This window comes from Enterococcus pallens ATCC BAA-351, from assembly GCF_000407485.1.
GTDB classification, from domain to species: domain Bacteria; phylum Bacillota; class Bacilli; order Lactobacillales; family Enterococcaceae; genus Enterococcus_A; species Enterococcus_A pallens.
Window position 1 is genome coordinate 504956 of record NZ_ASWD01000003.1, and the last position, 14376, is coordinate 519331.

A 14376-nucleotide genomic window follows, 5' to 3' on the forward strand; every position below is an offset into this window, starting at 1 on the left:
CTGGCTCATTTCTTGAAATATTTCTTTAGGACCTGCGAACGGTATTCTTTGTTGCCAAAAAAGCGGAAAGTTTTAGTAATAAAGCTGTACTTTTCACTAATTAACCCTATAAGCTCTAAAAGAAAAGTCAAAGCAAAGCCCATAGCTATAATTAATACAATTGTTCCAATACGACTAGTGTAATTAATCAGCAAAGCAGTAAATGAAAAAAGTGTCGCAATGGCATAAATAGTCAGCACGGCTCCTCGATGACCAAAACCTAAATCCATTAATCGGTGATGCAAATGCTGTTTATCTGCAGCAGAGATTGGCATTTTTTTTGCTTTACGACGTACCATGGCAAAGAACGTATCAGTCACGGGTACCCCTAAGATAATTAAAGGCGTAACTAAAGTAATAAACGTAACATTCTTTAGACCCTGTAAAGAAAGGACGGCTATCATAAAGCCTAAAAACAAGGCTCCTGTATCTCCTAAATATATCTTTGCTGGATTGAAATTATATGGAAAAAAGCCCATAATGCTGGCCACCAAACAAAAAATAGTCAAAGAGATATAAGTAGTAGAAGCATGTAAGAAAAAATATCCAATTACGCCAATTGTTGTTAAACCAATGATCGAAACTCCAGCTGCCAAACCATCTAGACCATCAATCAAATTTACCGCATTTGTGATACCAAAAATCCAAAATATAGTTGCTGGCAAACTGAGCCAGCCAAGATCCACATGACCGATTATTGGAATTGTTAAAAAGCTAAAATGAATATCTGAACCAAAATAAATAACCAACGCTGCAATTAAAATACCTAAACTCTTTTGTTTGGGATTTAATTCAAACTTATCATCTAACACACCCGTGATAACAATCACTGTTCCGCCAATTAAAATAGGTAATAGATATGTATGTGGAATAACGTGACGAAAGAAGAAAAGTGTCGAAAAAGCAAAGGTAATAAAAATGGGTAATCCACCTGCGCTTGGCATGGGTACTTGATTGATTCGTCGCGCATTTGGCTTATCTACCATTCCTGTCTGAACAGAAATGATTTTAAAAATAGGTGTTAAGACAACTGCCATCAGAAATGTAAGGAAATATTTGATAATTAATCCAAACGAGACTATCATTTTGCTACCTACCTTTTCTCAAAAAATATTATATCGAATTTATTCCGCTTTACAACCATCTAAACCAAGCTTATCCAAATTATTGGTCAGATTTATCACTTTTTGATGACTTTCTTTTGAAAAATTTTAAAAGCTTGTTAATTCGATTGCTGCCTTCACGAACTTCACGTCCAGTGTGAAATTCTTCCAAGGTTACATTAATTATTCCACCAAAAATTACAATTGTCGCCGCAAAGTTCAACCATAACATTAAAACAATAAAACTTCCGATAATTTGATAGCCAGAAATACTTCTAGCAAAAGTACTAGCATATAATCCAAACCCTTGTGCTAACACCATCCAACCTAACGTCGCAAAAACTGTTCCTGGAAGTGTGTACTTTAGGCGAATTCGTGCATTGGGAATCACCAAGTAAATTGCACTTAGAATGATTAATAATCCCAACAACGTAACTGGCCATCGTAACTTAGTAAAAATATCAATATAAGTAGTAGAAAAGCCTAACAACGGTTGTAAACTGTCCATTATTAACTGACCTACACTAAAAAATAAGGCAATTGCGATAACTGCCATTAAAAGAACACCAACCATTCCTACAGAAACGATTCGGCTAATAACGAAATTCCCTCGATCTTCCACGCCATAGGCACGATTCAGAGCTGTTTGTAGCGCGTTTACTCCCTTGCTTGAAGACCAAATTGCTGCTAAGACGGAAATCGATAATAATCCACCAGAGTTATTTGAGAGCAAACTTTCAATTGCAGGCTTAAGAAATTCATAAATTTCTTTAGGAATAATTTCGCGAACATAAGGCAAAACAGTTTCAGGCGTAACACTTAGATAAGGAAGTAAATTTCCGATAACAATAAGCAAAGGAAAAAAAGACAGCAACAAATAATAGGCGACTACTACAGAACGGTCGCCTATTTCAGTTTCTTTTACATGGGTTTGGACAGAGTCTATCAAACGCATCAATTTTTTATTGCTTTTTATTTTTTCTAGCATAATGTTTCCTTTTCTAGTAGGTTCCTTCTTCGCCTTGAGAAGTCAATAATTTAGGTCCTTCTTTGGTAATGGCCAATGTATGTTCATACTGACAGCTCCAACCACCATCGCGAGTATACGCTGTCCAGCCATTCGGGTCCATTTTCATTTGCCAATCGCCAGTATTAATCATTGGTTCAATTGTAATAACCATGCCCTCTCTTAAGCGTAGTCCCTTACCCGCTTCACCATAATGAGGAATTGCTGGTTCTTCATGAATAGTTGGTCCAATGCCGTGACCAACAAAATCACGGACAACTGAAAATCCTTCGCCTTCAGCATATGTTTGAATAGCATGACCAATATCGCCAATACGATTACCAACCTGAGCTTGGTCAATTCCGATATATAAAGCTTTTTTAGTAACCTCCATCAACCGTTGAATTTCTGGAGAGGCTTCACCGACAACATATGCCCAACAAGAATCAGACATTGCCCCCTTATATTCTACACACATGTCAACCTTGACTAAGTCACCGTTTTTCAAAGGTTTTTTCCGAGGAAAACCATGGCATATTTCATCATTAATACTGCAGCAGGTCGCATATTTATAGCCTTCAAAACCAATTTGAGCAGCCTTTCCTCCATGGCTCTCAATAAACTTTCGAACAAAAACTTCAATATCCCAGCTAGAAATTCCTGGTTTAATAAATGTACGTAAATGACGATGAACATCAGCCAACAATTCGCCTGATTCGTTCATCATTTCAATTTCTCTCGGTGATTTTAATGTAATCATGTTCTCGTCTCCTTTTTCATCTGTTCTATTTTAACATAACCCTATTAAGCGAACAAATGCTTAACAAATCAACAAAAGAAACATTCCTTTTTTCTCAAACTTTTGGTATAATCAGCCCACATACAGTCTCAAGGAGGAATTGTTTTTGACACTAGCAAAAATTGTTTACGCAAGTATGACAGGAAATACGGAAGAAATAGCCGATATCGTTTCTGAAGCTTTTGAGAACTTAAATATTGAAGTGGAAATTGACGAATGTACTCAGGTTGATGCAGAGGATTTTGAAGCTGCTGATATTTGTGTTGTTGCCACTTACACATATGGTGAAGGCGACTTACCTGATGAAATTGTCGATTTTTATGAAGAATTGCAAGAGTTGGATTTATCTGGTAAAGTTTACGGCGTTTGCGGCTCAGGAGATACCTTCTATGAGCAGTATTGTAAATCCGTAGATGATTTTGATAGCGCGTTTACTAAGACCGGTGCTTCAAAAGGTGCTGAAAATGTAAAAGTTGAAATGGCCGCTGAAGAAGAGGACATTGAAAACTTAGAAGCATTTGCTAAAAAGTTAGTTGAAGCTGCTTCATAATCTATAAGGAATCTTTCAATAAGGAAGATTCCTTTTTTGTATGAAAAAGAAATGCTATCATAAGTTTAAAGAAACGGAGGGATAAAAATGGTATTACCAAACTTTTTAGATAACTTAGAGAAATATGCTCGCTTAATCACCGAGGTAGGTATCAATACACAGAAAGGTGATACGGTCGTTGTTTATGCTAGCGTTGACCAAGCACCTTTAGCACGGCTTGTAACTTCTCATGCTTATAAATTGGGAGCAAATCAAGTGATTGTTCAGTGGAATGACGATTTAATTCAGCGTGAATTTTTAATGAATGCCGCAGAAGAATATATTTCAACCGTTCCAGAATATAAGAAAGCTGAAGCAGATGACTTTGCAAAGAAACGCGTTAGTCGAATTAGTATTGTCTCTTCCGATCCAGATGCATTGCTTGGTGTCGATACGAATCGCGTTGCTGCTTATCAACAAGCTCGAGGAAAAGCACTAAAATCAGTTATGCAGGCGACTCAATCAAATAAGTTACGTTGGACAGTTGTAGCCGCTGCAAGTCCCGCTTGGGCTAAAAAAGTTTTTCCAGAGCTAGAGACTTCTGAAGAACAACTGGATGCTTTATGGGATGAAATTTTCAAAACTACACGTATTTACAACAATGATCCCATCAAAGCTTGGCGCGAACATGATCAAAACATGCGTGCTCAAGCAGAAAGGCTAAATAAAGAACAATTTTCTGCTCTCCATTACACGGCACCAGGAACAGATTTGATAATTGGCTTGCCAAAAAATCATATTTGGGAAGGGGCGGGCAGTTTTGCAGCTGACGGCAACGAGTTTATGGCAAATATGCCTACAGAAGAAGTTTTTACTGCTCCTGATAGGAATCGTGTTGACGGATATATCACAAGTACAAAACCTTTAAGTTATGCAGGAACTACTTTATTAGACATGAAATTTACCTTCAAAGATGGAAAAGTTATTGATTTTTCTGCTAAGGAAGGCCAAAATGTGTTGGCATCACTGCTTGACATCGATGAAGGTGCCAAACATTTAGGTGAAGTGGCTTTAGTGCCTGATCCATCACCAATTTCTCAATCTGGAATTACCTTCTACAATACTCTGTTTGACGAAAATGCTTCAAACCACTTAGCCTTAGGTGCAGCCTATCCTTTTAGCGTAGAAGGTGGAACGGAAATGTCTGAAGAAGAGCTGGCGGAAGCAGGCTTAAACAGCAGTCAAACACACGTAGACTTTATGGTGGGCTCAAATAAGATGTCTATCGATGGTATTCGAGAAGACGGAAGTCGCGTTCCCGTATTTAGAAATGGCGATTGGGCTCGATAACAGTTTAGTCTATTAAAACCCCTTTGGAGAAAGCTCCAAAGGGGTTTTAAACGTCCTTGACTGGAATCGAACCAGCGACCTATCGCTTAGGAGGCGATTGCTCTATCCTACTGAGCTACAAGGACATACTTCTATATTTTAGCGATTTAATGTTCATTTCGCAAGGAAAAAAGGCACTATTTGCGCCTTTTCACTTTGCTTTTTTTCTTTTTACTGCTTTCTATTGTTTTTTCTGGTTTTTCCGTAGTTAATACACCACCATAAAGATACACTGGCTCCAAGATAATTCCCAATTTCTTAGCTGTTTTCTTTGCTCCAACTACTTCTTGAGGTGTAACAACTGAAATAACTACTCCTTCTTTTCCCATTCGGCCAACGCGCCCTGCTCTGTGAAGGTAGCTCTCTTCCGTCTTCGGAAAATCTACGTTGACAACAAAAGGCATAGATTCAATATCTAATCCCCGGCTAGCTATATCTGTTGTAAGCAAGCCTGCTAGTTGATGTTTTTTCAGTTTATCGATTGCTTGTTTACGCAGTTGCTTATTCTGATCAGAAGCTAAGCTAGCTACTGGAAGTTTGTGAAATAGCAGTTTTTGTTCAGCTGCACCTAAGTCATTTAGCTGATTAAAGAACAATAAACCCCAGAATGCAGGAAGATTTAATAGTCGACGTAAGGTGTCTACCTTTTTTCGTTCACTGACTTCTAAATAAAAATGTGCAACGTCTCCTTGACTCTTATCCGTTTCACTAACGTCCACAACGGTTAAATCATTATCAATTTGTTGAATTTCTGATAAAACTTTATCCGCTGTTGCTGAAAAATATAACCGTTGAACAGTTTGAGGCAAGCTTTTCACGATTCGTTGAATAAGCTGTAAATTTTGTCCTTGGATTAGCTGGTCCACTTCATCAAATACAACTGATTTAAATTGATGGCTCTTCAGTTTCTTACTAGCTATCAGCTCCATGATTCTTCCAGGGGTACCAATTATTACTTCAGGTTTTTTCTTTAGTCCGTCTTGTTGTCGTTTAATATTGGCTCCACCAATTAGAGGCAGAACACGCATTTCAGAGCCTTTTAGCCAAACCCGAGTTACCTCTACCACTTGCATTGCTAGCTCTTGAGAGGAGGTTAGAATTAAAAGCTGATTCGCTTCTTTAGGCTTTAGTTGATTCAGCAAGGGCAATAGATACGCTAAGGTTTTTCCACTTCCAGTTGGAGCAATCCCAACCAGATTTTTTCCTTCAGAAATAGGTTCAAACACTTCAGTCTGAATTAAAGAAGGCGTTGAAAATCCTGCTTCGTCCCAGTTTTGCTGCAAAAATGATACTAATTGTTGATTATTCATAAATTCCTCTACTTTTCATCGGCATCAAAAACGATACCTGCACTTTTTCTCATATCATATAATACTTGGTTTACATTGCGAGCTAACTCTACCCATTCCTCGTATAAGAAGCCTAAATCACGATCTTCTGGATTTAATAAAACTTGCGCAAATACTTCTGCTTCCTCAACCATTGGATTTTCTAATTGGTGTACCGATAGTTTTTCCTTACGCTTGTGATTTCGATCGTGAAAAACAGCGTCATCGATTGAATTGATTGCATTCATTTCAAGGGTACCATTATCCAAATAAATTTCAGCTTTTTGATAACTGTCATTAATTTTCCCTGTACGAATAGACACGTCAAAATTATCATAGCGTAAAACGCCAATACCTAAACCATCTACTCCTGTCGAAATCAGGTTCCCGAAATAGTGACTCTCTTTGGGCATCCCAAACCAGGCTAAAGCCGCATAAATTGGGTATACACCTAAATCAACTAACGCTCCTCCAGAAAAATGTGGTGAAAAAATATTGGGCTCTTCCCCATCTAACACGAGATCGTAACGAGAAGAGTATTTAGAAAAGCTGAAATCCGCTCCTAAAATACGGTCTTTCAAAGGTAAAAAATCCGCTACTGTCTTAAATGCTTTCTCATGAATATTTCGAGCAGCTTCAAAGAAAAATACTCTTTTTTCATTGGCTAACTTAATAATTTCATCCATTTCTTTTGGCGTTGAAAAGGCTGGTTTTTCAACAATGACATTTTTACCCGCTAAAATTGCTGCTTTAGCTTGTTCGAAGTGCAAGCTGTTGGGTGAAGCAATGTATACTGTATCTAAATGTGCAATCCCGAAAAAAGTTGGAAGATCTACTGCGTATTCAACATCTCCATACCGTTCACCGAATTCTTGTGCCGTTTCCAACCGTCGAGAGTAAACCGCTGCTAATTGATATTTCCCAGTAGCTAAAGCTGCCTCTACAAATTGATGAGTAATCCAATTTGTTCCAATAATTCCTAAATTAATCATGTTTATTTCCACCTTTCACAGATTCGGATCGATAAACGATTGAGTCAGATTAAAAGGAACCTGTCCTACTAAGTCAATCGTCGATTCATCTACTTCACAATTATACGCTAAAATAGTCACGCCGTCTTGCTCAGCCTGTGCAACAGCTTGAAAAAAATCTGGCTGCATGACTTGGTGTATCGTAGCCGCTTTTATTTTAGGAAATTGTACAATAAACAATAGATAACTTTTATATCCTGAGACAGCCGCTTCTGCCAAACCTAATACATGCTTCTTTCCTCTAATAGTCGGAGCATCTGGAAAAGCGCCAATTCCATGATTTTCCAAAGTCATCCCTTTTACTTCTACAAATCCTTTCTCTCCTTGATTAGTCTCAAAATAAATATCAAATTTGGAATGACCATACATGTACTCTCTTTTTAGAAAGGATATTTTACCTTTTAAATGTGGTAAAGTAATTGTTCCTTGTAATAAACCATTTGCCGCTAAAATATTAGGTATCTGTGAATCAATATTAATCCACATCTCCCCCTTTTTGACAGCTATTAAATCATAATCTGTTTTTCTTTTGGCTGAGGGCTGATAATTTAAGGCAACAAGTGCTTCCGGTAGTAAAATCTCTTTGCATCTACCGGTATTTTTTACATGAGCAATTACTGTTTCATCTGTAGTTACTAATCGACAGTGTGCGATAAACCGATTCGGCCGTTCTAAAAAATAGGCAAGCTTAATATTTGTATACTGCATCTTTATCAAAATCCTTTAAAATTATTAAATAGTACTTAAGCCCGATAGTCATCGGACATTCTTTATTATATAGTAAAATGAAAGATTATAGGGAAGGAGCTTTTTGATGAAAAGAAAATGGCATGTTTTTCTAGGCGCATCTGTGATAGCTGGCGCTCTCGGATTATTCTTGCGTAAAGAGGAGGCTGCTTCAGAAGATCCCAGTCTGCTTTATGTTGGTTCATGGTCTTTCTTTCATCCCAAAGAAGCCAAAAACCATATACTCACTATTTACCCCGATTTGTCTATTATGATTGATGGCAAAGAGATTGTCTATCAATTAATCGAACTGACTAAAAACAAACTAACTATTCAAGATCAATTTGGTTATCATTTAGTTATAAAAACCGAGAAGGGTGTGCCTACTACTCTGTATGATGAAGCAGATGATGCTTCACTGCCAATATCTCCAGTCAATTAAAAAAGTCTGCTGCACAACATGATGTGCAACAGACCTTTTTTGTTATTGATATACTAATGCTCGTAACATTTGATCTACCGTTTCTGCAGCCTTTCGACCTTCACGAATTGCCCAAATTACTAAGCTTGGTCCTCGTTTCGCATCTCCAGCGACATAGACTCTTTCGTTATCCGTTGTATAATCATCATAAACTTCATGAACAGAAAAACTATCTAAAAGACGCTGTTCTGCTCCTGTGAAGCCCATAGCCAATAATACTAAATCAGCTTTCAATACTTGCTCTGTTCCAGCTACAGGCTGGAAACGTTCATCAACCTGGGTTGTTTCAATTGCGATGACTTGACCACGCTCTGCACCAATGAAAGAAGTTGTTGAAGTACTGTAATAAGTTAGCTTTTCTTCATTTGTAGCCAATCCCTCTTCTTGTCCATATCCTGTTCGATTAATCATTGGATATTCTGGCCATGGATTAACAGCTGTACGTGTTTGCGGTAGTTGAGGAGTGATCTCCAATTGTTTAACTGATGCTGCTCCTTGTCGAATAGCCGAGCCAATACAATCGTTTCCTGTATCTCCGCCTCCAATTACTACAACGTGTTTACCTGCTAGTTTTTTACTAGTAGCTTCTTTTCCATATTTCAAAACATTTTTAGTACATTCTGTTAAATAATCTACTGCAAATTGAACACCATGCAACTCACGACCTGGTACTTTTAAATCACGGGGAACGCTGGCACCACTGGTAATAATTACACGATCATATTGACTCTGTAATTCTTCAGCTGTGATATCCACTCCAATCTCTGTGCTTAAAACAAACTGGATACCAACATCTTCCATTACCTTAATACGACGATCGACTACCTCTTTGTCTAATTTCATATTAGGAATTCCATACATCAGAAGTCCTCCAGCGCGATCACTCCGTTCATAAACAGTCACATTGTGCCCCAGCTGATTTAGACGCCAAGCAGCAGAAAGACCTGCAGGGCCTGATCCAACAATCGCAACTTTGAAATTCGTACGCTCAACCGGTAATCCTGTCTCCTTCACCCAATCATTTTCAAAAGCATTGTCAATAATAAAACGCTCATTATCATGAATGGTTACTCCTGAGCCGTTCAAGCCTTCGGTACAAGCCTTCTCACAAGGTGCTGGGCAAACACGGCCCGTCATTTCTGGTAATGGATTTGTCTTGGCTAAACGATCAAAAGCCTTTTTAAATTCTCCACGATAAACCAAATCATTCCACTCAGGGATTAAGTTATCGTTAGGACAACCTGAAACTGCTCGTTTACCACCATAAAAAAGCCCGGTATGACAGAAAGGAATTCCGCAGCTCATACAGCGTGCTGCTTGTTCCTGACGCTCTTCTACGTCTAATGGTACTTGCAATTCGTTCCAATCTTGGACTCGTTCTTCTACTGGACGATATGGATTATCTTTGCGGGTATATTTTAAGAAACCAAATGGATCTGCCATAATTAGCCACGCTCCTTTCCAACAGGTACAGTTTGAATACCGATAACTTTATTAAAGGCTTCCTCTACTAATTCATCTCCAGACAAACCTGTTTTAGCTAACTCTTCAGTCACACGAATCATTTCATGGTACTCGCTCGGGTAAACTTTGACAAAATGTTGTTTTTCTTCTTCCCAGTTTGCCAGTAATTTTTCCGCCTTTTGTGAATCTGTGAAAACCAAATGTTTTTCAAGTAATTCTTTCAATGCAGAATCATCACCAGTTTCATCAACTTTGAAAAGCTCAACCATTTCCATGTTACAATTTCCAGCTAATTTATTCTCTGGATCATATACGTAAGCCACTCCACCAGACATACCTGCTGCAAAGTTGCGACCTGTAGAACCAAGAATCACAGCAATACCACCAGTCATATATTCACAACCATGATCGCCGACACCTTCCACCACAACATTCGCACCACTGTTACGAACGCAGAAACGTTCCCCGGCCCGGCCACGGAAAAAGGCTTCGCCTCGATTGGCTCCAAAACAAGCTACATTGCCGACAATCGGTGAATGCTCAACATCATAAGCTGCATCTTCTGGCGGAACAATAATCAGTCGTCCACCACTCAATCCTTTAGCGACATAGTCATTTGCTTCACCGATTAGTTTTAGTTCCATTCCTTGGGTAGTAAAGGCACCAAAACTTTGACCAGCAATTCCACGATAGGTATATTTCAACTGTCCCGGAGTTAATTCATAATTGCCAAATCGTTCTGCGATCCAGCCTCCCATACGAGCCCCTACTGAGCGATTAACATTGTTAATTGGCTGTTCAATTCGAACAACTTCCCCATTTTCAATTGCATTTTCAGCAAAGTGATCCAATTCTTTCCATTGTCGTTTATCAATAAATGGATCTTCTACTTTTCGTTCAATTCCAACGCTTGTTGACAAAATCCGGCTAAAATCTAATGATTTTGCTTTTCCTTTTGCCACAAAGCGTGGCTGTAATACTTCAGTATGCCCAACCATCTCGTCAATACTTCTAAAGCCTAACTCGGCCATAATTTCTCTTAAATCTTCTGCAATGAACATCATAGTATTTATAATGTGTTCAGGCTTACCTACAAAGAACTTGCGCAATGCAGGATTCTGAGTTGCTACCCCTACTGGACAAGTATTTAAGCTACAGACTCGCATCATCACACAGCCAATAGCTACTAAAGCTAATGAAGCAAAACTATACTCTTCCGCGCCTAAAAGTGTTGCCATAGCCACATCTCGGCCGGTCATTAATTTACCGTCAGTCTCTAAAATCATTCGTTGACGCAAGTTATTCATTGCCAAGGTTTGATGTGCTTCTGCTAGCCCCATCTCCCAAGGCAAACCAGCATCCCGAACTGAATTTCTAGGAGAAGCACCAGTACCGCCATCATAGCCGGATATAACAACAACATCTGCACCAGCTTTTACTACGCCGGTCGCAATCGTTCCCACACCTGTACTAGATACTAGTTTAACATTGATTTTCGCATAAGGATTAATCGTTTTTAAATCGAAAATCAATTGAGCTAAATCTTCAATTGAATAGATATCGTGATGCGGTGGTGGTGAAATTAAACGCACACCTGGTGTGGAACCGCGGATTTCAGCTACCCAAGGAAATACTTTATTTCCAGGAAGTTGTCCACCCTCACCTGGTTTGGCACCCTGAGCCATTTTAATTTGTAGTTCTTCTGCACTCATCAAGTATTCCGCATTCACTCCAAAACGTCCTGATGCTACCTGCTTAATTTTACTATTGTAGTTCTTCCCATCTTGGCGCGGCTTAAATCGATTGCGATTTTCTCCGCCTTCACCACTGTTAGACTTTGCTCCGATAGCATTCATTGCTTCGGCAATACATTGGTGTGCTTCCTCACTTAGCGAACCATAAGACATAGCACCTACCTTGAATCGCTTCACGATACTTGCAGCAGGTTCAACTTCAGAAATTTTCACTGGCGGACGCTTACTGGCAAATTCCCACATAGAGCGTAGTGTGGTTGGTTGCTTATCCGCTTCTTCGTTCATTTCGGTAGCGTAACGTTTATATAATTCATAATCACCAGACCGCACAGCCTGTTGGAAATTATAAATTGTTTTTGGATTATAAAGATGATGTTCACCTTCAGCTTTAAATTGGAAGCTTCCACCTGAAGCTAAGAAATCATTTCCTCTAGAGCCATAAGCTAACCGATAACGATGCAAATATTCTTCTTCAATTTGGGCCAATGATAAACCACCAATACGACTAACTGTCCCAGTAAAATACTGATCGGTAACTTTTTGGCTGATACCAACAACTTCAAATAGCTGAGCACCATGATAACCAGCAATTGTTGAGATCCCCATGCGAGACATCACCTTAACAATTCCTTTTTCAGCCGCTTTCCGATACTTTTCAAGACCATTCTCAACAGAAAAGTCTTGTAAAGTCGCATACGCTCCATAAGGATGGATACCACTTGCTCCATAGCCAATTAATGTCGCAAAATGATGTACCTCACAAACTTCTGCTGAATCTACAACAATACTCGCTAAAGAGGCTTTCCCTTTACGTACTAAATAATTATGCAAGCCAGAAACGGCTAAAAGGACTGGCATTGCCAGCTTCTCTGTCTCTGGATTACGATCACTAAGAACAATAATTGTTGCTCCATCATCAACTGCTTGTTCTGCCAACTTGAACATTTGCTCTAAAGCATCTTCTAAGCGACTTGTTGTTTCCCCCAATTTGTAAAGAGTCGAAATAATCACTGTTTTTTGATGTTTTTCATCCAATGAAATGATTTTCTGAAAATCTTCAGTATTTAATACTGGGCTTTCAATTTTTAGTTTTTGACAATTGACAGCGACATCCTTACGAACGTCTCCATCACGACCTAAAAACATTTCTGTACCAATCACTAATTGTTCACGAATTGCATCAATTGGCGGGTTAGTAACTTGAGCAAACTGCTGTTTAAAATACGTAAATAGCGACTGCGGTTTTTCACTTAAAACAGCTAGAGGTGCATCAAATCCCATTGAGATAACAGGTTCTTCTCCATTTTCCGCCATTGGCAAGATGGCACCACGAATAATTTCATCCGTATACCCATTTAAACGCCACATTTGTTTCAACTCTGCTTCAGACATCTTAGTTTCACTCGTGTCTTCGACGTTTAATTGACTAATTTCTATACGATGTTCATCCAACCATTTTTGGTACGGATGACTCTTTGCATACTTTTCCTTAATCTCTTCATTCCGGTAAAAACGACCACTTGTTGTATCTACTAAAATCATATTGGCAGGTCCCAGTACCCCTTTTTCAATGATGTTAGAAGATTCAAAGTCCACTACTCCAGACTCAGAAGCAACTTGAACTAGACCATCTTTAGTGATTGAATATCGAGAAGGACGTAAACCATTTCGGTCTAATGCTGCGCCTACCATATCCCCATCAGTAAAACATAAGGCTGCTGGTCCGTCCCAAGGTGCCATAAAGCTAGCATTGTACTCGCTAAAAGCTGTCAGTTCATCACCTAAGCCAGCTTCTTTAGACCATGCCTCAGGAACCATCATCATTAAAGCTTGTGGAATATCCCGGCCATTTCTATACAAATACTCCATACAATTTTCTAATTTAGCTGAATCAGAATCTTCTTCATTGTAGACTTCTACACCATGGCTCTTCATCCAATTTTCAGCACCACGCAAGGTGTTAATTTCACCATTATGTGCCAAGAAGCGGAAGGGTTGTGCCCGATCCCAACTAGGGAAAGTATTTGTAGAAAAACGAGAATGGACAACGGCAATACTTGCCTCAAATTCAGCATCTTGCAAATCTTCATAAAAAATCCCCACTTGATATGCATGAAGCATTCCTTTGTAGACAATTGTTTTTGCTGAAAGACTACAAAGAGACATCTCATTAGAATGATACGTTTTTTCTAATTTTCGTCGTAATCGATACAAATGGTCTTCAAACATACGACCTGCTTTAACATCCATCGGCTTTTTGACAAATAACTGTACGAAACTTGGCATTACACGTTGAGCGCCAGGTCCACAGTTTTCAAACTGGAAGGGTACGTCACGATGCCAGATTACTGGATAACCAGCTGTTTCAATATCGTTAATAATAGCTTGCATCAAACCAAGCTTTTGTTTTTCTTCAGTTGGCAAGAAAAACATTCCAACCGCATATTCTCCCTTGGAAGGAAGAGTAATTCCTTGTTTGCCAGCTTCGCGGCGGAAAAACCGATCAGGCACAGTTATTAAGATTCCAGCACCATCTCCAGTGTCTGGTTCTGCTCCTGTTCCACCACGATGGTTCATTCTTTCTAACATTGTTAACGCATGTACGACTAATTCTCTAGACGCGTTTCCATGCATTTGAGCAATAAAGCCCATACCACATGCATCCTTTTCAAAAGAAGGATTATACATGGTTGGGACTTTAGATCGTGTCTGATTCGACATATGGCC

General features: G+C 39.0%; 11 protein-coding genes and 1 tRNA gene. 3 read left to right on the forward strand and 9 right to left on the reverse strand.

Annotated elements, in window-relative coordinates; translation table 11 throughout:
* Nucleotides 1–5 precede the first annotated feature (5 nt).
* The 3 genes from I588_RS14955 to map all read right to left on the reverse strand — a co-directional run bounded on the left by I588_RS14955 (nt 6) and on the right by map (nt 2908).
* Nucleotides 6–1124 carry an MraY family glycosyltransferase gene (locus tag I588_RS14955; protein ID WP_010759597.1) on the reverse strand — a complete coding sequence of 373 codons (1119 nt, stop codon included), beginning with the start codon at nt 1122–1124 and terminating at the stop codon, nt 6–8.
* A 79-nt stretch (nt 1125–1203) separates the two neighbouring features.
* Nucleotides 1204–2130, reverse strand: a complete 927-nt coding sequence (locus I588_RS14960; RefSeq protein ID WP_010759598.1) for a YihY/virulence factor BrkB family protein — start codon at nt 2128–2130, stop codon at nt 1204–1206.
* A 13-nt stretch (nt 2131–2143) separates the two neighbouring features.
* On the reverse strand, nt 2144–2908 hold the full coding sequence (gene map / locus I588_RS14965) for a type I methionyl aminopeptidase (protein ID WP_010759599.1): 765 nt from the start codon (nt 2906–2908) through the stop codon (nt 2144–2146).
* A gap of 145 nt (nt 2909–3053) precedes the next feature.
* Between map and I588_RS14970 the strand changes: the two genes are divergently transcribed.
* Nucleotides 3054–3497: a flavodoxin gene (locus tag I588_RS14970; RefSeq protein WP_010759600.1), complete on the forward strand. Its 444-nt coding sequence runs from the start codon at nt 3054–3056 to the stop codon at nt 3495–3497.
* Nucleotides 3498–3584: 87 nt separating this feature from the next.
* Nucleotides 3585–4826 carry an aminopeptidase gene (locus tag I588_RS14975; protein WP_010759601.1) on the forward strand — a complete coding sequence of 414 codons (1242 nt, stop codon included), beginning with the start codon at nt 3585–3587 and terminating at the stop codon, nt 4824–4826.
* 51 nt (nt 4827–4877) lie between these two features.
* Here I588_RS14975 and I588_RS14980 read toward each other — a convergent pair.
* The 4 genes from I588_RS14980 to sfsA all read right to left on the reverse strand — a co-directional run bounded on the left by I588_RS14980 (nt 4878) and on the right by sfsA (nt 7932).
* Nucleotides 4878–4951, reverse strand: a tRNA-Arg gene (locus I588_RS14980).
* Between the two features lie 51 nt (nt 4952–5002).
* Complete coding sequence (locus tag I588_RS14985) at nt 5003–6175, reverse strand: DEAD/DEAH box helicase (RefSeq protein WP_010759602.1); 1173 nt, start codon at nt 6173–6175, stop codon at nt 5003–5005.
* A gap of 8 nt (nt 6176–6183) precedes the next feature.
* Entirely contained in the window at nt 6184–7185 is a 1002-nt protein-coding gene (locus tag I588_RS14990) for a Gfo/Idh/MocA family protein (RefSeq protein ID WP_010759603.1), read from the reverse strand.
* 15 nt (nt 7186–7200) lie between these two features.
* Nucleotides 7201–7932: a DNA/RNA nuclease SfsA gene (gene sfsA / locus I588_RS14995; RefSeq protein ID WP_010759604.1), complete on the reverse strand. Its 732-nt coding sequence runs from the start codon at nt 7930–7932 to the stop codon at nt 7201–7203.
* Between the two features lie 106 nt (nt 7933–8038).
* On the opposite strand from sfsA, the gene I588_RS15000 reads away from it, so the two are divergent.
* Nucleotides 8039–8392 (forward strand): DUF4828 domain-containing protein, encoded by a 354-nt coding sequence (locus tag I588_RS15000; RefSeq protein ID WP_010759605.1) that lies wholly within the window; start codon nt 8039–8041, stop codon nt 8390–8392.
* 42 nt (nt 8393–8434) lie between these two features.
* Here I588_RS15000 and I588_RS15005 read toward each other — a convergent pair whose 3' ends face one another.
* Together I588_RS15005 and gltB are read right to left on the reverse strand one after the other, a co-directional pair.
* On the reverse strand, nt 8435–9874 hold the full coding sequence (locus I588_RS15005) for a glutamate synthase subunit beta (RefSeq protein ID WP_010759606.1): 1440 nt from the start codon (nt 9872–9874) through the stop codon (nt 8435–8437).
* A 2-nt stretch (nt 9875–9876) separates the two neighbouring features.
* Nucleotides 9877–14370: a glutamate synthase large subunit gene (gene gltB / locus I588_RS15010; RefSeq protein WP_010759607.1), complete on the reverse strand. Its 4494-nt coding sequence runs from the start codon at nt 14368–14370 to the stop codon at nt 9877–9879.
* Between the last annotated feature and the right edge of the window lie 6 nt (nt 14371–14376).